The 19,586-nt window shown below is 69.9% G+C and carries 18 protein-coding genes and 3 pseudogenes; 15 read left to right on the top strand and 6 right to left on the bottom strand.

From position 1 onward, the window contains the following. Window positions 1–118: pseudogene (locus V3T34_RS21165) on the top strand (IS5/IS1182 family transposase); the annotation flags it as partial. Window positions 119–154: 36 nt separating this feature from the next. Then, window positions 155–352: pseudogene (locus tag V3T34_RS21170) on the top strand (IS5/IS1182 family transposase); the annotation flags it as partial. A gap of 111 nt (window positions 353–463) precedes the next feature. Here V3T34_RS21170 and V3T34_RS21175 read toward each other — a convergent pair. Further along, window positions 464–818, bottom strand: a pseudogene (locus V3T34_RS21175) (SDR family NAD(P)-dependent oxidoreductase); the annotation flags it as partial. 206 nt (window positions 819–1,024) lie between these two features. On the opposite strand from V3T34_RS21175, the gene V3T34_RS21180 reads away from it, so the two are divergent. After that, window positions 1,025–1,630 carry a PepSY domain-containing protein gene (locus V3T34_RS21180; RefSeq protein WP_060846219.1) on the top strand — a complete coding sequence of 202 codons (606 nt, stop codon included), beginning with the start codon at window positions 1,025–1,027 and terminating at the stop codon, window positions 1,628–1,630. 153 nt (window positions 1,631–1,783) lie between these two features. Next, window positions 1,784–2,431 carry a pyridoxamine 5'-phosphate oxidase family protein gene (locus V3T34_RS21185; RefSeq protein ID WP_305079716.1) on the top strand — a complete coding sequence of 216 codons (648 nt, stop codon included), beginning with the start codon at window positions 1,784–1,786 and terminating at the stop codon, window positions 2,429–2,431. A gap of 4 nt (window positions 2,432–2,435) precedes the next feature. Here the strand turns inward: V3T34_RS21185 and V3T34_RS21190 are convergent, their stop codons facing one another. Beyond that, complete coding sequence (locus tag V3T34_RS21190; RefSeq protein WP_060846221.1) at window positions 2,436–2,936, bottom strand: GNAT family N-acetyltransferase; 501 nt, start codon at window positions 2,934–2,936, stop codon at window positions 2,436–2,438. Between the two features lie 261 nt (window positions 2,937–3,197). Between V3T34_RS21190 and V3T34_RS21195 the strand changes: the two genes are divergently transcribed. Genes V3T34_RS21195 through V3T34_RS21210 form a run of 4 tightly spaced genes read left to right on the top strand, consistent with a single transcriptional unit; the run spans window position 3,198 to window position 6,293 of the window. Further along, window positions 3,198–4,052, top strand: coding sequence for a transporter substrate-binding domain-containing protein (locus tag V3T34_RS21195; RefSeq protein WP_305079715.1), 855 nt, complete (start codon window positions 3,198–3,200; stop codon window positions 4,050–4,052). A gap of 31 nt (window positions 4,053–4,083) precedes the next feature. Continuing rightward, entirely contained in the window at window positions 4,084–4,788 is a 705-nt protein-coding gene (locus V3T34_RS21200; RefSeq protein WP_091748674.1) for an ABC transporter permease, read from the top strand. Next, window positions 4,785–5,495, top strand: a complete 711-nt coding sequence (locus V3T34_RS21205) for an ABC transporter permease (RefSeq protein ID WP_060846224.1) — start codon at window positions 4,785–4,787, stop codon at window positions 5,493–5,495. The genes V3T34_RS21200 and V3T34_RS21205 overlap by 4 nt, the downstream gene beginning before the upstream one ends. Before the next feature lie 15 nt (window positions 5,496–5,510). Continuing rightward, window positions 5,511–6,293 (top strand): ABC transporter ATP-binding protein, encoded by a 783-nt coding sequence (locus V3T34_RS21210; protein WP_305079714.1) that lies wholly within the window; start codon window positions 5,511–5,513, stop codon window positions 6,291–6,293. A gap of 141 nt (window positions 6,294–6,434) precedes the next feature. On the opposite strand, the gene V3T34_RS21215 is transcribed toward V3T34_RS21210, so the two are convergent. Together V3T34_RS21215 and V3T34_RS21220 are read right to left on the bottom strand one after the other, a co-directional pair. Next, window positions 6,435–7,235 carry an SDR family NAD(P)-dependent oxidoreductase gene (locus tag V3T34_RS21215; RefSeq protein ID WP_060846226.1) on the bottom strand — a complete coding sequence of 267 codons (801 nt, stop codon included), beginning with the start codon at window positions 7,233–7,235 and terminating at the stop codon, window positions 6,435–6,437. A gap of 53 nt (window positions 7,236–7,288) precedes the next feature. After that, window positions 7,289–7,738, bottom strand: coding sequence for a cupin domain-containing protein (locus tag V3T34_RS21220; RefSeq protein ID WP_305079713.1), 450 nt, complete (start codon window positions 7,736–7,738; stop codon window positions 7,289–7,291). Between the two features lie 260 nt (window positions 7,739–7,998). Here V3T34_RS21220 and V3T34_RS21225 point away from each other — a divergent pair, with 260 nt between their 5' ends. From V3T34_RS21225 to V3T34_RS21240, 4 genes are all read left to right on the top strand, one after another. After that, on the top strand, window positions 7,999–8,457 hold the full coding sequence (locus V3T34_RS21225) for a copper chaperone PCu(A)C (protein ID WP_091886969.1): 459 nt from the start codon (window positions 7,999–8,001) through the stop codon (window positions 8,455–8,457). Between the two features lie 89 nt (window positions 8,458–8,546). After that, a complete protein-coding gene (locus tag V3T34_RS21230; protein WP_091886967.1) occupies window positions 8,547–10,316 on the top strand; it encodes a PQQ-dependent dehydrogenase, methanol/ethanol family in 1,770 nt (589 codons plus the stop codon). 80 nt (window positions 10,317–10,396) lie between these two features. Continuing rightward, complete coding sequence (locus V3T34_RS21235; protein ID WP_331369282.1) at window positions 10,397–10,921, top strand: c-type cytochrome; 525 nt, start codon at window positions 10,397–10,399, stop codon at window positions 10,919–10,921. Continuing rightward, window positions 10,899–11,525, top strand: coding sequence for a hypothetical protein (locus tag V3T34_RS21240; RefSeq protein ID WP_305079711.1), 627 nt, complete (start codon window positions 10,899–10,901; stop codon window positions 11,523–11,525). The genes V3T34_RS21235 and V3T34_RS21240 overlap by 23 nt, the downstream gene beginning before the upstream one ends. Before the next feature lie 353 nt (window positions 11,526–11,878). On the opposite strand, the gene V3T34_RS21245 is transcribed toward V3T34_RS21240, so the two are convergent. Both V3T34_RS21245 and V3T34_RS21250 read right to left on the bottom strand, forming a co-directional pair. Further along, window positions 11,879–13,186, bottom strand: a complete 1,308-nt coding sequence (locus tag V3T34_RS21245; protein ID WP_305078379.1) for an MFS transporter — start codon at window positions 13,184–13,186, stop codon at window positions 11,879–11,881. Window positions 13,187–13,450: 264 nt separating this feature from the next. Beyond that, complete coding sequence (locus V3T34_RS21250) at window positions 13,451–14,587, bottom strand: iron-containing alcohol dehydrogenase (protein ID WP_305078378.1); 1,137 nt, start codon at window positions 14,585–14,587, stop codon at window positions 13,451–13,453. 150 nt (window positions 14,588–14,737) lie between these two features. On the opposite strand from V3T34_RS21250, the gene V3T34_RS21255 reads away from it, so the two are divergent. From V3T34_RS21255 to V3T34_RS21265, 3 genes are all read left to right on the top strand, one after another. Beyond that, on the top strand, window positions 14,738–15,658 hold the full coding sequence (locus V3T34_RS21255) for a LysR family transcriptional regulator (protein ID WP_060846233.1): 921 nt from the start codon (window positions 14,738–14,740) through the stop codon (window positions 15,656–15,658). 432 nt (window positions 15,659–16,090) lie between these two features. After that, on the top strand, window positions 16,091–17,878 hold the full coding sequence (gene dld, locus V3T34_RS21260; RefSeq protein ID WP_305078376.1) for a D-lactate dehydrogenase: 1,788 nt from the start codon (window positions 16,091–16,093) through the stop codon (window positions 17,876–17,878). A gap of 51 nt (window positions 17,879–17,929) precedes the next feature. Beyond that, window positions 17,930–19,504, top strand: coding sequence for an aldehyde dehydrogenase (NADP(+)) (locus tag V3T34_RS21265; RefSeq protein ID WP_305078375.1), 1,575 nt, complete (start codon window positions 17,930–17,932; stop codon window positions 19,502–19,504). The last annotated feature ends 82 nt before the right edge of the window (window positions 19,505–19,586 follow it).

The raw sequence follows: 19,586 nt of genomic DNA on the forward strand, positions 1-19,586 counted from the left end.
GTTCAACCGCGCCCGCCGCTTGCCCGTCCGCTACGAACGGCGCGCCGACATCTACGAGGCCTTCACATTCCTGCAGGCCAGCCTCATCACCCTCAACCAGATCAAAAGGTTCTGTTAGGCGCTCTTAGTCGAGGTGGTGAGCGCGAGCGGCGCGACGGTGGTGATCCCGCCGCGCCGCAACCGTAAGGTCGCACGTGAATTTGATCGCGATGTGTACAAGGAGCGTAACCAGATCGAGTGCTTCTTCAACAAGCTGAAGCGGTTTCGGTGGGTGGCCACGCGCTATGACAAATTGCTTGTCAACGATATGGGCTTCGTCAAGCCTGCGGCCATCGCCATCTGGCTTGGATAGTTAATCAATCGCTACGGCATAGAGAACTTCACGATCGTGTCGCAATCGCGATGCTCTCTCGGTTTTTAGTTTTGCGGCATTTTCTTCGACGAACCGGCATGCACTTCGTCGGAAAATGCTCCAGTGGGCGGCGTTGATGACCGGCACGTCGACCCGCCCGAACGCCGCCACCGCCTTCTCGACGACGGCGCGGCAATGGGCCGGATCCTCGATGTCGCCCGGCACCAGCACCGCCCGCCGCCCGGCGGATTCGACCGGCTTGGCGGTCTCGCGGGCGTCTTCGTGCTTGTCGTGATAGGCGATCAGCACGTCGGCACCCTCGCGCGCGACGGCGAGCGCGACCGCCTCGCCGATGCTGCTGTCGCCGCCGGTGACGATCGCCTTGCGATCGGCGAGCCGCCCCGAGCCGCGGTAGCGCGTCTCACCGTAATCCGGACGGGGATCCATCTCGGCGTCGGCCGGGCATCGGGATCGGCTTCCGGCGGGCGAACGGGGGTTTCGGGAGGTCGGGCTCCGTCGGGTCCGGTGATGTCCAGCCAACTGGCGGGGAGTATGGCGTTCCAGGTCCGGCCCTGCCTCGCGCGCGAGCATGTTGCCCAATGGGCAACCAAGTCGGAGGAGCGGCGTTTCCGGTGTCCCTGATGGATGGCTCAGACGCCCTCGGAGACCACGATGCTGACCCGCTTCCTCGCCACCGCCGGCGCCCTCGCCCTCACCACCGGCCTCGCCCTCGCCCAGACGACGGCCCCGACCGCCCCGACCGCGCCGGGCACCGCCCCGATGGGCACGACCACCGCCCCGGTCGCGACGAAAGACATGAAGGACATGAAGGAGTGGCAGGCCGTCAAGCTTGCCAAGATCAGCCTGGCCGACGCCATCGCCACCGCCGAGAAGAAGGACGGCAACGGCCGCGCCATCGACGCCGATTTCGAGAAGGCCGACGGCAAGAACCCGACCCACTGGTCGATCAAGGTCGTCTATCCGGACGGCAAGCTGGTCGAGCACGGCATCAACGCCGACACCGGCGAGCTCTACAAGAGCGAGAACCAGCCGATCGAGCGCTACTTCACCCGCCTCAAGGTCGCTGACTTCAACAACGCCAAGGTCTCGCTGAAGGACGCCCTGGCGATCGCCGAGAAGCAGGCCGGCGGCGGCAAGGCCTACGAGGCCGAGGTCGAGCGCGAGGGCTCGGCCGTCGCCTACGAGATCAAGGTGGCGCTGGCCGACAACGAGAAGGAAGTGAAGGTCGGGCCGGACGGCCAGATCATGAAGGACTGAAGCGGTCGTTGATCGGCGCGCCGTCCCCGGGACGGGGCGCCGGCCTTCGCGAGATCCGTCGCACCGCAGCCGTAAGGGCGGGTGCGACGGCCCCCCGCCCCCGTGCTAGACCGGGGTAACGGCCGCGAACGGCCGAAGAGCCAGGGGGAAACGATGAGCGTCTTCTTCGGCGAGAGCCACCGGCGCCTGCAGGACGAGCACGGCACGCGCCGTCTCGCCGACCGGCTGGAAGACCACGCGCACGAGGCGTTCGAGGCGCCGGAGCGCGACTTCATCGCCGGTGCCACGATGGTCTTCCTCAGCACCGTCGACGACAACGGCCAGCCCACCGTGTCCTACAAGGGCGGCCCCCCGGGCTTCGTGCGCATCACCGGCCCGAGCGAGCTGATTTTTCCGAGCTACGACGGCAACGGGATGTTCCTGACGCTGGGCAATCTCGGGCAGAACCCCCGCATCGGCCTGCTCTTCATCGATTTCGAGAATCCGCACCGCCTGCGGGTGCACGGCGCCGCGGCGCTCGCCGACGATCCCGGCCTGCTCGCGCTCTATCCGGGCGCCGACCACGTCGTGCGGGTCTCGGTCGAAAAGATCTTCGTCAATTGCGGCCGCTACATCCACCGGAGCCGGGGCACCGAACTGTCGCCGCACCTGCCCGACGCGGACGGGCACCAGCCCTTCCCGGCCTGGAAGCGGATCGACCTCTTCGAGGGGGCCCTGCCGGCAGTCGACGAGCAAAAGGTCGCCCGCAAGGGCGGTACGATCCCGCTCGACGCCTATCGCGGCGAGGCCGATCCGGCGTGAGGCCTCAGGCCCCGCCGACGACGCTGCCGCCGGCCTCGGCGAGCGCGCCTTCACGCAGCTCGAGGCCGAGGAACCGGCCCGGATCGACCGGGCCCGGCAGGGTGAGCTTGCGCGGCGGCAGCACCCGGAAGCCGAAGCGGGCGTAGTAGGGCGCGTCGCCGACCAGGATGACGAGGCCGTGCCCGCCCTCCCGCGCCGCGTCGAGGGAGGCGCGCATCAGGGCGCCGCCGATGCCGCGGCTGCCGAAGGCCGGATCGACGGTGAGCGGCCCAAGCACCAGGAGCGGGCTCGCGCCGGCCCGGGCCGGCGAGACCCGGATCGACCCGACGAGCAGGGTGCCGACGAGGGCGGTGAACGAGAGGTCGGAGAGATGGGGCACGCCCTCGCGCAGCCGGAAGGCGGTGCGGGCGTAGCGTCCGGGCCCGAAGGCGCGCTCGTGCAGGCGCTCGATGGCGTCGTTGTCGCGCGGGGATTCGGGACGGATGACGAGGGGAAGCGTGGTCACGGGCACACTCTCGGGCGGGCGTCGATGAGGAAGGGCGGATCGGTCAGCCGATCCGTCGTCGCGCCTCTGCCCTCGGGGCCATCGCTCAACTCCTGGCGGGCGCTCCGCCCGCGGGGGCGCCATAGCAGCGCTTGCCTGTGAGTGCAAACCTCCGGTGGCATGCCGTTCGCATCGTGCGGGCATGCAAGCGCTTGCCTTGAGGCAGGGCTTGCGGGTTAGCTGCGCGTGGGAACGCCTCAACGGTTCGGGAACGACGCCACAATGACAATCAGGTCTGCTCTCGCCCTCGTCCTCTCCCTCGCCATCGGCTGCGCGGGGGCGGCCCGCGCGGAGGACGCGGTGCCGGCGACGGTCCGGATCGCCACCGAGGGCGCCTACGCGCCCTACAACTTCACCAAGCCGGACGGCACTTTGGACGGCTACGAGATCGAGCTCGGCCGCGAGATCTGCGCCCGCGCGAAGATCAAGTGCGAGTTCGTGGCCCAGGACTGGGACGGCGTGGTGCCGGGCCTCAACGCCAAGAAGTTCGACGCCATCATGTCGGGCATGACGATCACCGACGCCCGCCTGAAGGTGGTGGACTTCACTAAGCCCTATAGCGGCGACTCCTCGGGCTTCGCGGTCGACCGCAACGGGCCGCTCGCCAAGCTGCCGATGGGCGGCCAGAAGTTCAGCCTGATGGACGAGGCCGAGGCGGCGAAGGCCCTCGACGCGATCAAGCCGCTCCTCAAGGGCAAGACCGTCGGCGTCCAGGTCTCGACCATCCACGCCGCCTTCATGGACAAGTACCTCAAGGGCACCGTCGAGGTGCGCGAGTACAAGACCACCGAGCAGCACGACCTCGACCTCGCCGCCGGCCGCATCGACGCGATCTTCGCCAACGACGCTCCCCTTCGGGCAACCGTCGAGAAGCCGGAATTCGCCGACACGGTGATGCTGGCCGGGCCGCGCTTTCGCGGCGGCATCCTCGGCCGCGGCGTGGCGATGGGCCTGCGCAAGGGCGAGGCGAAGCTGAAGGCCAAGCTCGACGAGGGCATCGACGCGGTGATCGCCGACGGCACCCTGAAGAAGCTCTCGCTCAAGTGGTTCAAGGCCGACATGACCCCGCAGGGCTGATGGCACGCCATCGGACGGGGGCCGCATCCGCGTGAGCGCCTTCACCCTTCTCGGCTTCGGCCCCGGCGGCTGGGGCGGCGCGCTGCTCGTCGCCGCCGGCACCACGTTGGCGCTCGCCCTGTGCGGCTTCCTCCTCGGGGCCGTGCTCGGCGGCCTGGCGGCCGGCGCCAAGCTCTCCGGCGTCCTGCCCCTGCGGGCGCTCGCCGACGGCTACACCACGCTCCTGCGCGGCGTGCCGGACCTGCTCGTCATCTACCTGATGTATTTCGGCGGCAGCGCGGCCCTCGGCGTAGTCGGGGGCTGGTTCGGCGTCGAGGGGTTCATCGGCGTACCGGCCTTCGGGGTCGGCGTCGTGGCGCTCGGGGTGATCTCGGGCGCCTACCAGGCGGAGGTCTTCCGCGGCGCCTACCTCGCCCTCGACCGCGGGCAGATCGAGGCGGCCCGCGCCGTCGGCATGCATCGCGGGCTGATCCTGCGCCGCGTCGTGGGGCCGCTCGTCGCCCGCGACGCGCTGCCCGGCCTCGGCAACGTCTGGCAGATCCTGCTCAAAGACTCGGCGCTGGTCTCGGTCACGGGCCTCGTCGAATTGCTGCGCCAAGCCCAGGTCGGGGCGGGCTCGACCCGCCAGCCCTTCACCTTCTACCTCGCGGCCGGCGCCCTCTACCTTGCCATCACCTCGCTCTCGACCTGGGGCTTTTCCCGGGCCGAGTCGCACGCGCGCCGGGGGACCCGATGATCGACGTCGCGTTCCTCGAATCGACCATCCGGACGCTGCTCGGCGGCGTGCCCCTCACCCTGAGCCTCACCGCCGGCTCGGTCGCCCTCGGCGGCGTCCTGGCGGCGCTCGCCGCCTGGGGCCGGCTCTCGGGCGTCGCGCCCGCCGACTGGCTCGCCCGGCTCTACATCTTCGTGTTTCGCGGCACGCCCCTGCTCGTGCAGATCTTCCTGATCTATTACGGGCTCGGGCAGTTCCGGCCGACGCTCCAGGCCTGGGGCTTGTGGACGTTCTTCCGCGAGCCGTACTGGTGCGCGCTCCTGGCGCTCGCCCTCAACACCGGCGCCTACACGGCGGAGATCTTCCGCGGCGCGGTCCTGTCGGTGCCGTACGGGGCGCTGGTGGCGGGCCGCGCCTGCGGCATGCCGCGGCTCCTGCTGTTTCGCCGGGTCACCCTGCCGCTCGCCACCCGCCAGGCCCTGCCGGCCTACGGCAACGAGGTGATCTCGGTGGTCAAGGCGACTTCGCTCGCCTCCACCATCACCCTCATGGAGATCACCGGCCTCGCCCAGAAGCTGATCGCCCAGAGCTTCCGGGCGCTCGAGGTCTTCGTCTGCGCCGGCGCCTTCTACCTCGCCCTCACTTTCGTGATCATCGGCGCCCTGCGGCTCGCCGAGGCCTGGCTCTCCCCGGACCTGCGCCCGCGGCCGGTGGCCCGCCCCGCCTAATTGTCGGACCCGCCCATGCTCGCCCCCTCCCCCACGCGTACCGAGGCCGTCGCGGTCCGCGACCTGCACAAGCATTTCGGACAACTCGAGGTCCTGCGCGGCGTCTCGCTCTCGGCCCGCGAGGGCGAGGTGGTGGCGATCCTCGGCTCGTCGGGCTCCGGCAAGTCGACGCTGCTCCGCTGCATCAATCTCCTGGAGGTTCCGGAGGCCGGCGAGGTCGTGGTCGGCGACGAGGCGGTGGCCTGGCGCGCCAAGCGCGGCGGCCGGATTCCGGCGGATACCCGACAAGTCGACCGCATCCGCGCCCGGGTCGGCATGGTGTTCCAGAGCTTCAATCTCTGGTCCCACCGCACGGTGCTGGAGAACGTGATCGAGGCGCCGGTCCACGTGCTGGGGCGCAGGAAGGCCGAGTGCCTCGCCGAGGCCGAGGCGCTGCTCGCGAAGGTCGGCATCGCCGACAAGCGCGACCACTACCCGGCCCATCTCTCGGGTGGGCAGCAGCAGCGCGCCGCCATCGCCCGGGCGCTCGCCATGCACCCCCGCGTCCTGCTCTTCGACGAGCCGACCTCCGCCCTCGATCCCGAGCGCGTCGCCGAGGTCCTGCGGGTGATGCGGGCGCTCGCCGAGGAGGGCCGCACCATGCTGGTCGTCACCCACGAGATGGCGTTCGCCCGCGACGTCGCCCACCGGGTGATCTTCCTGCACGAGGGCCGGATCCTGGAGGACGGCCCCTCCGAGCAGGTGTTTTCCGCGCCGCGCTCCGACCGGTTCCGGCAGTTCCTGGCCCGGGGCGAGTGATACCGTGTCCGGAAGATCCCTTCCGGACACGGTATCACCAGCCCGCGCGGCGCTTGAGCGAAGCTGAAATCTGCATCGCGGAGCGATCAACCGGATTATCGTATGAGATTCCTCCCGGCGCCGGTCGCGCCGGGTGCGCCGTCAGCGCGCCGCGAGATCCCGGCGCAGGGTCGGCAGGCCGATGCCGGCGGCGTCGAATCCGCCATCCACCGCCAGGGTCTGGCCGGTGACGTAGCTCGCCCGCGCCCCGCACAGGTACACGATGGCGTCGGCGATCTCGCGCTCCAGGCCGTAGCGGTTGAGCGGCACCGCGTCGTGGTAGTCGGCCCGGATCGCCGGGCTGTGGACCTTCTTGGCCATCGCGGTGTCGACGGGCCCAGGCGCCACGGCGTTCACCCGGATGCCGAGATGCGCGAGCTCGACCGCCTGCTGCTTCGTCAGGTGCTTGAGCGCCGCCTTGCTGGTGCCGTAGGCGACCCGCAGGGTCGAGGCGCGCTGCCCCGAGATCGACGTGATGTTGACGACCGCCCCGCCGCCGCCCCGCGCCATCAGCGGGGCGGCCGCCTGCACGCACAGGAACGGGCCGGTCAGGTTGACGGCGAGCACCCGGGCCCACTCGGCCGGGGTGGTGTCGAGGAGCGGCTTGAACACCGCCGTGCCGGCATTGTTGACGAGCGCGTCGAGGCGGCCGAACCGGGCCTCCACGGCCGCCACCGCCGCCGCCACGGCCTCCGGGTCGGCGACGTCGCCGGTGAGCGCCAGCGTGTCGTCCGGCCGGGCGATCTCGGCCACGGCCGCCTCCTGCGCCGGCCCGTCGATGTCGAGGAGCGCGACGCGCCAGCCCTCCTCCAGGAAGAGCCGCGCCGCCGAAAGCCCGATGCCCCGCGCAGCCCCGGTGACCAGGGCCACCCGGCCCGCGCCCGTCCCGCTCACGCCCGTCATGTCGCGTCCTCCCGCTTGTTGTGCTCCGTGCATCGCGGCCGGAGCCGGGGAGGTCAAGCCGGATCGGGCTCGGCCGCGTTGCGCGCCATGAAGGTCTCCGCCGATCCGCTCGCGGCATCGACGAAGATCACGTCGGTCGGCGCCCGGCGGGGCGTGTCGACGGAGAGGAAGACCACCGGCTCCTCGATCAGCCGCGGCAGGGCGTGGACGACGCCGCGCTCGAAGAACAGGAGCTGGCCCGGCCCGAACTCCGCCTCGTCGGACGCGTCGCCGATCCAGAACGTGCCGCGGCCCGAGAGCACGTAGAGGTACTCGTCGCACCCCTCGTGGTAATGCGCCGGCGTCGGCCGGTAGACGCGAAACACCCGGGCGCTCGCCGCCGGCCGGTCGGTCAGGTAGGTGTCGACCAGCATCGTGGTGGCGCTCGCCGGCAGGGCGTCGGCGATCGCCCGGACGTCGAAACGGCCGCTCGTCGCCTTTTCGGTCGGATCGATCTTCGCCATCGCGCATCTCCCTGGGCGGTCGCGGCGCTCGGCGCCGTCCCCGGCAGCTAGGGCGATGCGGACGGGTGTGCGAGGGGGCGGCTCTCCCGGCCGATCGGTCGCGGGCAACTTTTATGCGAGCCTTATAATAAGACCTTGACGACGCAACCCTGACGGCTACCCTCTCGGACAATTCGCCGCCAAAAGGCGAAGCTGACACGAGAGGGAGGATAATGGATGTCGTCATCCATGTCGCGCCTTGACGCCTGGACGGCTACGCCATGCCGTCGCTGAGAGCGTCTCTCGACTACCGGCGCCGCACGGTGAGCGTGGCCTTTGCTGTGTTGCTGGGCTGTGTCCCGGCCCTGGCCGGCGAGATCGACGTGCTGCACGCTTCGGTCGCCCCCACCGAGAAGGTCGGGTCCGACGTGCCCCTGCACCTGACGGTGATGAACCGTGCGGCCGAGGCCGATTCGCTGGTGCGCTTCCGCTGCCCGTTCGCGAATTTCAGCGAGCGCGTCACGGTCGACAAGGGCGGCGAGGGCCCGCCCTCCAGGCGCCCGGTCCAGGCCATCGCCCTCAAGGCCTCCGGCGAGACCGCGCTGACGCCCGAGGGCATGCACGTGATGCTGCTGCAGACCCGCCAGCCGCTGGTGGCCGGCGAGCGCTTCACCTGCTCGGCGAGCTTCCGCAAGGCCGGCCCGGTCGAGGTGCCGGTCGAGGTTCGCGCCGCGAACTAGGATTTATTTCTTAATAAGAGACGCCGGCCGCGCGGCTGCCCGCGGCGCGGCGACACGTCCCAAAAGACGGCGGCCCGGAGGAGACCCCCATGACGACGTCCCGGACGGCGCGGCGCATCCTTGCCGCCACCTCCCTCGCCGCGCTCGCCGCCGGTGCCCTCTCCCTGCCCCCGGCGCTCGCCGCCGAGGGCGGCGTCACGCAGGAGCGCCTGCTGAACGCCGACAAGGAGGAAGGCAACTGGATCCAGCACCACAAGAACTTCGCCGGCCACCGCTTCTCGACCCTGACCCAGATCAACAAGGACAACGTCAAGGGCCTCAAGGTCGCCTGGACGATGGCGCTGGGCGGCATCGAGTCCGGCGGCATCTGGAGCCACGGCGGGCTCGAGGGCACGCCGATCGTCGAGAACGGCATGATGTTCGTCACCGACGGGTGGGGCTCGGTCTACAAGATCGACACGCGCGGCGGCGAGGGCAAGCTCCTCTGGAAGATGGACCCGAAGACCGACCGCGAATGGGCCGGTGCGGTCGCCTGTTGCGGCGTCAACAACCGCGGCGTCGCGCTCTGGGGCGACCTCGTGGTCAGCCACACCCTCGACGGACGCCTGATCGCCACCAACAAGGAGACCGGCCAGGTCGCCTGGCAGCGCCAGGTCGCCGATCCCGACAAGGGCGAGACCATCACGGGCGCACCGCTGATCGTGAAGGGCATGGCGATCTCGGGCGTCGGCGGCGCCGAGTACGGCATCCGCGGCTGGATCGCCGCCACCGACCTGAAGACCGAGAAGGAGGTCTGGCGCACCCACACCATCCCGGGCAAGGGCGAGCCGGGCTACGAGACCTGGAAGGGCAACAACAACGCGGCCGTCAGCGGCGGCGGCTCGACCTGGGTCACCGGCACCTACGACCCCGACACCGACACCATCGTGTGGGGCACCGGCAACCCGGGTCCGGACTGGGACAACGCCTACCGCCCGGGCGACAACCTCTACACCGACTCGACGCTCGCCCTCGACGCGACGACCGGCAAGATCAAATGGCACTTCCAGCACACGCCGAACGACCCCTACGACTATGACAGCGTGTCGGAGAACCTCCTGGTCGATGCCGGCGGCCGCAAGCTCGCCATCGAGGCCGACCGCAACGGCCATGCCTACGCGGTCGACCGCACCAACGGCCAGTTCGTCTGGGCGACGCCGTTCGTCAAGAAGGTGACCTGGACCAAGGGCATCAACCCCGATACCGGCAAGCCGTTCGAGTACGATCCGAACAAGGATGTGCAGCGCTACAACCCGGCAGCGACCCCTTCGGCCGAGAACAAGACCGCCGATTTCTGCCCGGGCAACATGGGCGGCAAGAACTGGCCGCCGACCGCCTACAATCCGAACCTGCAATACTGGTACATCCCGGTCATCGAGAGCTGCAACCGCGTCACCCACGAGGCGATGACGCAGGCCAACCTGAAACCCCGCGAGTTCTTCACCGGCGGCGGGCCGACCAACCCGTTCCGCATCACCGGCAGCGTGACGGCGATCGACGTGAAGACCGGCAAGGTCGCCGGCAAGCACGAGACCCAGTTCCCGCTGCTCGGCGGCATGCTGGCGACGCCCGACCTCGTCTTCACCGGCGAGCCCGGCGGCGGCGTGATGGCGCTCGACGCCAGGAGCCTCGAGAAGCTGTGGGAGTTCCGCACCGGCAGCGGCGTCAACGCCCCCCCGATGACCTTCACGGTCGACGGCAAGCAGTACGTCGCGATCCTGGTCGGTCTCGGCGGCGCCTGGGACAAGTGGTTCATCGACTCGACCCCGGAGCTGAAGAACATCCAGACCGGCTCGATGCTCTACGTCTTCGCGCTCTGAGCCGACATTCCTTGAGGCGGGGCGCCGGCGGCGCCCCGCCACGCGCGGGATCCCCGCGCACGAGGTCACGCAAGAGGTTCATGCGGATGCGGAAACTGGTAGTGCCGGCACTGCTCGCCGGCCTGGCGCTGGCCTCCCCGGCGGCCTGGGCGCAGGGGGTCCGGAGCGGCGGCGGCGAGGGCGACCTCGCGGTATTCAAGAAGGCCTGCTCGGGCTGCCACAAGTGGCATGGCGGCGGCGGCGGCGGCTATGGCGGCGAGGCCCTGTCCCTGCGCAAGACGCAGCTCGACAAGGACCAGATCGCCGAGGTGGTGCGCTGCGGCCGGCCCGGGACCGGCATGCCCTACCACCTGCGCGGCGCCTACGATTCGGTGAAGTGCTACGATTCGCTGAAGGCCGACATGGCCGGCAACATGCCGCCGGAGACGGCCGTGTTCCTGCGCCCGGCGGAGATCGACGCGGTGGCGGGCTACGTCGCCACCCAGCTCAAGGGCAAGGGCGAGCCGACCTTCGAGGAATGCACCGCCTTCTTCGGCACCACCTCCCGGGCCTGCGACGTCTACCGCAAGAAGGAGGGCTCCGATGCGCCGACCGTCTCGCACTGACCTGGCGATCCTCGCCGCCCTGACCTGCGCCGGCCCGGCTCTGGCCGCCGGCCCCGAGATCGCGGACCTGCGCGACATCAAGGTCGGGATGCCGGTCTCGGAGATCTCGCCGAAGGGCTACGGCGACCTCGCCTGCCGCGAAGGCCCGGCCAAGCTCATCGCCGGCTGGACCGATTGGCGCGCCTGCCCGGCCGACGCCAAGGGGCTGCACGCCATCGGTTTCTCCTACGCCGACGGCACCACCCGCAACGGCACCCGGGTCGCCGGGCACCCGGCCCGCCTCACGCTGCTGGTGGGCGACGACGCGCGGGTGGACGGGCTGGTGATCGAGACCGACGACGCGGTGCCGCTCTACCTGCGCAAGAAGGGCCACCTCCTCGGGATCCAGGCCCGGGGCCACTGGGGCGAGGACGGCTGGACCTGCGCCGAGGCCAAGCCCGTCGGCGACGAGACGCCGCTCGGCGAGACCTTCGTCAAGGAGGAGTGCCGCAAGGCGCTGGGGCCGAAGAGCGTGACGGTCACCCGCGACCTCTACGGCCACCAGGGCGCCGACCCGCGCGCCTTCATCAGCCGGACCCGGATCGTGGTGGCGGCGACGCGGTAACGGGAGCGGGGATCGGGACCTCCCGGTAGGGACCGAGACGGCACGGCCGGACCGCCGCTGGATGCGTCAAACCCTTCGATGCCCGGCGCCTCGGACACGGGCTGAGCATCCCTCCGCCCTCCCCGGGGACGCGATGCGGGCGGATCGGGGAGGACGCTCTTGGCCGCCCTCCTCCTCGTGAGCCGCGGCTGCACGAATTGACCGCCCCGACGAACCGCCCGTCACCTGACGGGTCGTCGATAGAAATCCGTCAACACCACAGTCATGGAAAAGCGCCCGATCGCGAGCCGATCGGGCGCTTTTCCCAGGCGTGCCGATTTTCGGCACGCCTCCCGCATCCCAGTCGCCAGTCGTTAATGAGCGTGTTCCATCGCGCCGATCCGGTTCTTCTTGCGCGCGAGCAGGAGAAGGCACCCCGCACCGCCGGCCAGAAGGCCGGACACGATCACCAGGCCGCTGCTGTAGCTGCCGGTCGTATCCTTGAGATATCCCATGACGAACGGTCCGAGATAGCCGGCCAGGTTTCCGATCGAGTTGATGAGCGCGATGCCCGCCGCGGCGCCGACGCCGGTCAGGAACGAGGTCGGCAGGGTCCAGAAGGTCGGAAGGGCCGAGTAGATGCCGATCGCCGCGAAGGTCAGTGCCACGATCGCGATGGCGGGCGTCGTCAGCGTGGCCGCGCAGACGCCGAAGGCGAGGGATGCCAGGAGGGCGGCCGTCGCGAAGTGGCCGACCCGCTCCTGGCGGGCATCGGACCGCCGCGTCCAGTAGATCATCGCGATCACGGCGAACAGGTTGACGACGCCGGTCGCCATGCCGATCTGCAGGTTGCTCATGGTGCCGAAGCTCTTGATCATCTGCGGCAGCCAGAAGCCGAGCGTGTACGAACCCATGACGACACAGAAGTAGATGAACGCGAAGCCGAGGACCTTCTTGTCGAGGAGTGCCGTCTTCAGCGACTTGTGACCGTGATCGCTCGCGATGCCGGCGCGCTCCGCCTCCATCGTCCGGATGAGCCAGTCACGCTGCTCCACCGGCAGCCACGCGGCCTTCTCGGGCCGGTCGGTCAGGTAGGCCAGCACCGCGAAGCCGAGCAGGAGCGCCGGAACGGCTTCGATGACGAACATCCACTGCCAGCCCTTCATCCCGAACCCCTCGACCCCGAGGAGCACGGAGGAGACCGGAGCCCCGATCATCGCCGACAGCGGGATCGCGACCATGAACAGGCCCACCGCCTTGCCGCGCGCCTTCGCCGGGTACCAGTAGGTCAGGTAGAGGATGATGCCCGGAAAGAAGCCGGCCTCCGCCGCGCCGAGCAGGAAACGCACGATGTAGAAGCTGATCGGGCCCTGGATGAAGGCCATGCTGGCCGACAGAAGGCCCCAGGTGATCATGATCCTGGCGATCCAGATGCGGGCACCGACCTTGTGCAGGAAGATATTGCTCGGAACCTCGAACAGCGCGTAGCCGATGAAGAAGACCCCGGCGCCGATGCCGTAGATCGTGGCGGAAAAACCGAGATCCGCATTCATCGTCAGCGCGGCGAAGCCGACGTTGACCCTGTCCAGATAGGCGATGAAGTAGAGCAGCATCACGAACGGGATGAGCCGCCACGTCACGGTCCTCAGCGTCGCCGATTGCAGGGCGTTATCAGCTTCCATGGACATCGTTTCCCCTCTTGCTTGGTCGTATTTTGGTGTCCCGGACCGCCCGGCGGGCAGGCTCGGCCGGGCGCGGGTGTCGGCCCGCGAGCGGAGCGACGCCGTTCGCTCGCGGGCAGACGGCCTTGGTGGCGCGCCGTCACGCCGCCGGCACGGTGCGGGCGCGTCACGAGATGCGTCGCGGCCTCTCGCCGTCGTCGCGCTTTCGCGCCGCGACCGCGGTGGACCGGCGGCCCGTTCGAGCGACGTGCCGCCGACGAAGCGTCAGTACGAGCCTTCCAGCATCGCCAGGTAATCCGCCGCCGACGCTTCGCGCGGGTTCGTCTTGTGGCAATGATCCTTGAGCGCGCCCGAGACGATCTGGGGAAAGAGCGCCTCCTCGACGCCGAGCGCGGAGAGCCCGCTCGGCAAGCCGATCTGCTTCGTCATCCGGGAGATGGCCGGGATGACCTCCTCCTCGTCCTTCAGGCCCATCGCCTGCGCGAGCCGGGCGAACTTCCCCTCCGCCATCACGGTCGCGTCGTCGCGGTTGAACGCCAGCACGGCCGGCATGAAGATGGCGTTGAGCGTGCCGTGATGCAGCCGCGGATTGAGACCGCCGAGGGAATGGCTGAGGCTGTGGACGCAGCCCAGCCCCTTCTGGAACGCCATCGCGCCCATCGTCGCGGCGATGCTCATGTTCAGGCGGGCGTCGCGGTCTTGCGGGGTCTCGGTCGCGGCGCGGATGTGCCCCCAGGCGCGACGGAGGCCTTCGAGCGCGATCCCGTCCGCCGGCGGGTTGAAGGAGGGAGCCAGGAAGGTCTCGATGCAATGAGAGATCGCATCCATGCCGGTCGCCGCCGTGAGCGTGGCCGGGAGGCTCAGCGTCAGCTCGGGATCGCAGATCGCGGCCTTGGGGATCAGGTAGGGCGACAGGAGGCCGACCTTGCGGCCGTCGTCGAGGATGAGGATGGCGCCGCGGCCGACCTCGCTGCCCGTCCCCGACGTCGTCGGGATCGCGACGGTCGGGAAGGTGGCGGCGGTGATGCGCTCGGAGCCGCCCTCGATGACGGCGAACGATTTCAGCGGGCCGTCATGGGCGGCCATGACGGCGACGGCCTTGGCGAGGTCGAGCGCCGAACCGCCGCCGAACGCCACCAGGCCGTCCGCACCGCAGGCCCGGAAGAGGTCGGTGGCCGCACGGACCGCGGCCTCGTCGGGATTGCTGGGGGTCGCATCGAACACGCCGACGACCCTGTCGCCGAGCCGGGTGCGGATCCGGTCGACCATGCCGAGGCGCTGGAGCGTGGCGTCGGTCACGATGAAGGCCCGGTCGATCCGTGCGAGCGACAGCTCCGCGTCGAGCGTGTCGAGCACCCCGTACCCGAACTGCACCCGGGTGACGTAGTTGATCAGCGGCAACGGCTTCCTCCACCTTTACGCAATCTTCGGCAACGGCGCTCCCGTGACCCATCGGGTCCGGTGCGGTCGCAATTGCCGTGAAGCTACCGGTAAGTTCTCTGCTGTAAATGCCTTGAATTCCGATACGGATATAACGAAAGCGAATATCGAATGTCGGAGCCTGTCACCCGCGGGTTGGGCCGCCTGACGATGCGGCAGATGCTCCTCCTCGCCACGATCGATGACAGCGCCTCGCTGAAGGGGGCGGCGACGCGCATCGGCATGAGCCAGCCGCGGGCGACCAAGAGCCTGCAGGAGATCGAGGACATGGTGGAGCAGCAGCTCTTCACCAGGACCAACCGGGGCCTGACGCCGACCATCGCGGGGGCCTGCGCGATCCGCCACGCGAAGGTCATGCTGTCGCAGATCGGCAGCCTCGAGGAAGAGTTGCGTCACATCGCCGAAGGCGCGTGGGCGAAGCTGCGCATCGGGACGATCATGGGGGCGACCCCGATCGTCACCGAGGCGATCGGGACGTTCTCCGAACGCTTCCCGAACGTCTCGCTGGAGATCCTCGAGGATACGAGCGTGGAACTGCTGCGGTTGCTGGACCGCGGCGACCTCGATCTGATGATCGGCCGAAGCTCCGTCAGCGGCAGGCCCGAGCTCTACGACACCGTCGCGTTCCACGACGAGCTGCTCACGGTCGTCGCCAACCCGGCCCATCCGCTCGTCGAGCGCAAGCGGGTGACCCTCGCGGAGCTGTCGCAGTCGCGGTGGATCGTCTACACCGCCATGATGCCGATGCGCATCTCGCTCGAGCAGGAATACCGCGAGGCCGGCCTGGCGTTTCCACGCACGCTGGTGGAGACGCGATCGGCCTTCGCGACGATGTCGCTGCTTCATTCCAGCCCGAACTACATCGCGCTCCTGTCGAGCGACGTCGCGGCCTTCTTCGTCGATCTCGGCGCAGCGCGGACGCTCAATTTCAGATTGCGCTCGAAGAGCCAGGCCTACGAGGTGATCACCCGCCGCAAGACGCCGCTCCCGCCGGCGGCCGCGGAGTTCATCCGGGCCTTGACCATGCGATGACCGCCGCGCGCCGGGCGCTCTCGAGGCGGACGGCCATCCGGCGAACGGGCGTGGGTGCCGGGCGCCCGGTATTTCCTGCCGTTATATCGCTATCCTCAAGCGCCGGATTTACACGTCGTCGTGCTTTCCTATAGTCGCCGCCGACCCGGGCCGGTCGTCGGGGCGGCGTGATCAAGTCAGGGCCGTGCAACGGCACGGCGGCCCGAAGTCGAGGGCAGAGCGCACGCGCGAACAAGCGTGAATGCGGCCCGACGGCGAGCGTCTTCCCTCGTCCGACCGGGATGGGGTCGTTACGTCGGCGCGAGGTGCGATACGTCGTGTCGCAAGGTCGATGGGCAGCAGAGCAGGCGGAGCGCGATCGGGCGCCGTGAGGACGCGAGCATGAGGTCGCGTCCTTGCCGGTCGCGCGCCACGACATCGAGAGCAAGAAGAATGTCCGAGGTCCTCATCGCGCGGCTCGCCGAGATCGTCGGCTCCCGTCACGTTCATGTCGGCCGGCGCGCTACGCGGCGGTTCAGTACCGGCTACCGCTACGGCGAGGGCGAGATCGCCGCGGCCGTGCAGCCGGGCACGCTCCTCGAGCAGTGGAGGGTGCTGCAAGCGTGCGTCGATCACGACGTCGCCATCATCCTGCAGGCGGCCAATACCGGGTTGACGGGGGGATCGACGCCGTTCGGCGACGGCTACGACCGGCCGATCGTGATCGTCAGCACGCTGCGCATGATCCGCATCGACCTGATCCGGGACGGGCACCAGGTCGTCTGCCTGCCCGGCGCCACCCTGGAGAACCTTGAGCGGCGCCTTCGCCCGATCGGCCGCGAGCCGCATTCCGTCATCGGCTCGAGCTGCATCGGCGCCTCGGTGACCGGGGGCGTGTGCAACAATTCGGGCGGCTCGCTGGTCCAACGCGGCCCGGCCTACACGCAGCTCTCGCTCTTCGCGCGGATCGACGCGCAGGGGCGGCTGGAACTCGTCAACCATCTCGGCGTCGCGCTGGGCACCTCCCCGGAGGAGATCCTGGGGCGCCTCGACCGCGCGGCCTACGGCCCCTCCGACATCCACGACGAGAACGGCGCCTGGGCCTCGGACCGCGAGTATCTCGGGCACGTCCGCGACATCGACGCCGCCACGCCGGCGCGCTTCAACGCCGATCCGCGGCGGCTCTACGAGGTCTCGGGCTCGGCCGGGAAGGTCGCGGTCTTCGCCGTGCGGCTCGATACCTTCGCGGTCGAGCCGGAGGAGCGGGTGTTCTACGTCGGGACGAACGATCCGGCCGTTCTGCAATCGATCCGCCGGCACGTTCTCGGCCGGTTCGAGAACCTGCCGATCGCCGGCGAGTACATGCACGCGGACGCCTTCCGCGCCGCCCAGACCTACGGCAAGGATCTCTTCCTTTTCATCCGCCGGTTCGGCGCGATCAACGTGCCGCGCGCCTACGCGGCCAAGAGCTGGTTCGACGGGGTGACCGAGGCGGTCGGCCTCGGCAAGTCCGTGTCGGATCACCTGCTGCAGGCCGTGACCCGGCTCCTGCCGGAGCACATGCCGGCTCGCCTGATCGGGTACCGCGACCGCTACGCGCATCACCTGATCTTCCGCACCGGCGGCGCCGGCATCGCGGAGATGCGGGACTACCTCTCGTCGATCCTCCCCTCCGAGGACGGTGCCTTCCTCGAATGCGACGACGAGGAGGGCCGTGCCGCCCTCCTGAACCGCTTCGTGACCGGCGGCGCCGTCGTGCGCTACCGGACGGTGCATCGACGGACCGTGGAGGACATCGTCGCCCTCGACGTCGCGCTCCCGCGCGACGCGCTCGACTGGTTCGAGCGGCTCCCGTCGGACATCGAGGAAAGAATCGCGCTGAAGATCTATGTCGGGCACTTCCTGTGCCACGTCATGCACCAGGAATACCTCGTCCACAAAGGCCAGGACTGCGAGGCGCTGGAACACGCGCTCTGCGCCCTGCTCGACGCGCGCGGCGCGGAATATCCGGCCGAGCACAATGTCGGCCACCTCTACGAGGCCAAGCCGGCGCTGAGGGATTTCTATCGTAGCCTCGATCCGACCAACGCCTTCAATCCCGGCATCGGGAAGACCTCCCGCCTGCGCCGGTGGGCGGCGTCGGAGGTCGCGAACGACACGGATGCGGCGTCCGACCCCTGCGGATGCCTGGACCATACCGGTGCCGGATGGACGGACCGGGCTCACGCTCAACGCCGCTGAGGCGGAGCCTTCCACCGACACCACGACGAGCGATCGAACCGGAGCGACGACATGAACATCGGCAATGCCAGCCTGATCGGGGGCGCCCAGGTCCGCGGCGAGGGGGAGACCTTCCGCGCCGTCGAGGCCGCCACCGGCAACGGCCTGGAGCCGGCCTTCGCCTCGGCGACGCTGGAGGATGTCGAGCGGGCCTGCGCGCTCGCCGACGCGGCCTTCGACACCTTCCGCGAGACGTCCCTCGAAGACCGTGCGGCGTTCCTCGAGGCCATTGCCCGCAACCTCCTCGATCTCGGCGACGACTTGATCGTGCGCTGCATGGCCGAGAGCGGCCTGCCCCGCGCCCGCCTCGAAGGCGAGCGCGGCCGCACCGTCGGCCAGTTGCGGATGTTCGCCGAGGTGGTCCGCAGCGGCGCCTTCCTGGGCCTGCGGGTCGACCCGGCGCAACCCGAGCGCAAGCCGCTGCCGCGCCCGGACCTGCGCCTGCGTCGGATCGCCGTCGGCCCGGTCACGGTGTTCGGCGCCTCGAACTTCCCGCTCGCCTTCTCGGTCGCGGGTGGCGACACGGCTTCCGCCTTCGCCGCCGGCTGCCCGGTGGTCGCCAAGGCGCACTCCGCCCATCCCGGCACCGCCTGGCTCGTCGGGACGGCGGTGCAGAAGGCGGTGCAGGAATGCGGGCTGCCGGAGGGGACGTTCTCGCTCCTGCTCGCCTCGAACCGCGACGTCGGGCAGCGGCTGGTGGCCGATCCGCGCATCGCCGCCGTCGCCTTTACGGGCTCCCGCGCCGGCGGCACGGCGCTGATGCACACGGCCGCGTCCCGTCCGGTCCCGATCCCGGTCTATGCCGAGATGAGCAGCATCAACCCGGTCGTCCTGCTGCCGGCGGCGCTCGAGGCCCGCGGTAGCGACATCGGCCGGGCCTTCGCCGGCTCGCTCACTCTCGGCTCGGGCCAGTTCTGCACCAATCCCGGCCTGATCCTGGCGGTCGAGGGCCCGGGCCTCGACGGCTTCGTCGAGGCGGCCTCGGCAGCCCTGGCCGAGATCCAGGCCGCCACGATGCTGACGCCCGGCATCCACCGGGCCTATTGCGCCGGCGTCGCGGCGCTCGAGGCCAACCCCGCCGTCACCACCCTGGCGCGGGGGCTCGCCGGCGGCACCCATCAGGGCCAGGCGGCGCTGTTCTCCACGACCGCCGAGGCGTTCCTGTCCGACCATACCCTCGCCGAGGAGGTGTTCGGCGCCGCCTCCCTGGTGGTGCGCTGCCCCAACCTCGCGACGATCCGGGCGGTGCTGGAGCGGCTGGAGGGCCAGCTGACCGCGGCCGTGCACCTCGACGAGGCCGACCATGATGCTGCCCGCGCGCTCATGCCGGTGCTGGAGCGCCGGGTCGGGCGCATCCTGGTCAACGGCTTCGGCACCGGCGTCGAGGTCGGCCACGCCATGGTGCATGGCGGGCCGTATCCGGCGACCTCGGACGGGCGCACCACCTCGGTCGGCAGCCTCGCCATCGACCGCTTCCTGCGCCCGGTGAGCTACCAGGACCTGCCCGACGCCCTGCTGCCGGACGCCCTTTCCACCGCGAACCCGCTGGGGCTGCTCCGCCTCGAGGATGGCCGGCTGACGGCCTGACGCTCGCGCGCCTATCGGGCGCCATCGAGACCGACATCCCGCGGACCTGACCACACGGTCGCGGGATGCAAAGCCGACCCGA

The organism is Methylobacterium ajmalii (assembly GCF_036448855.1).
In the GTDB taxonomy this organism is placed as follows: Bacteria; Pseudomonadota; Alphaproteobacteria; order Rhizobiales; family Beijerinckiaceae; genus Methylobacterium; species Methylobacterium ajmalii.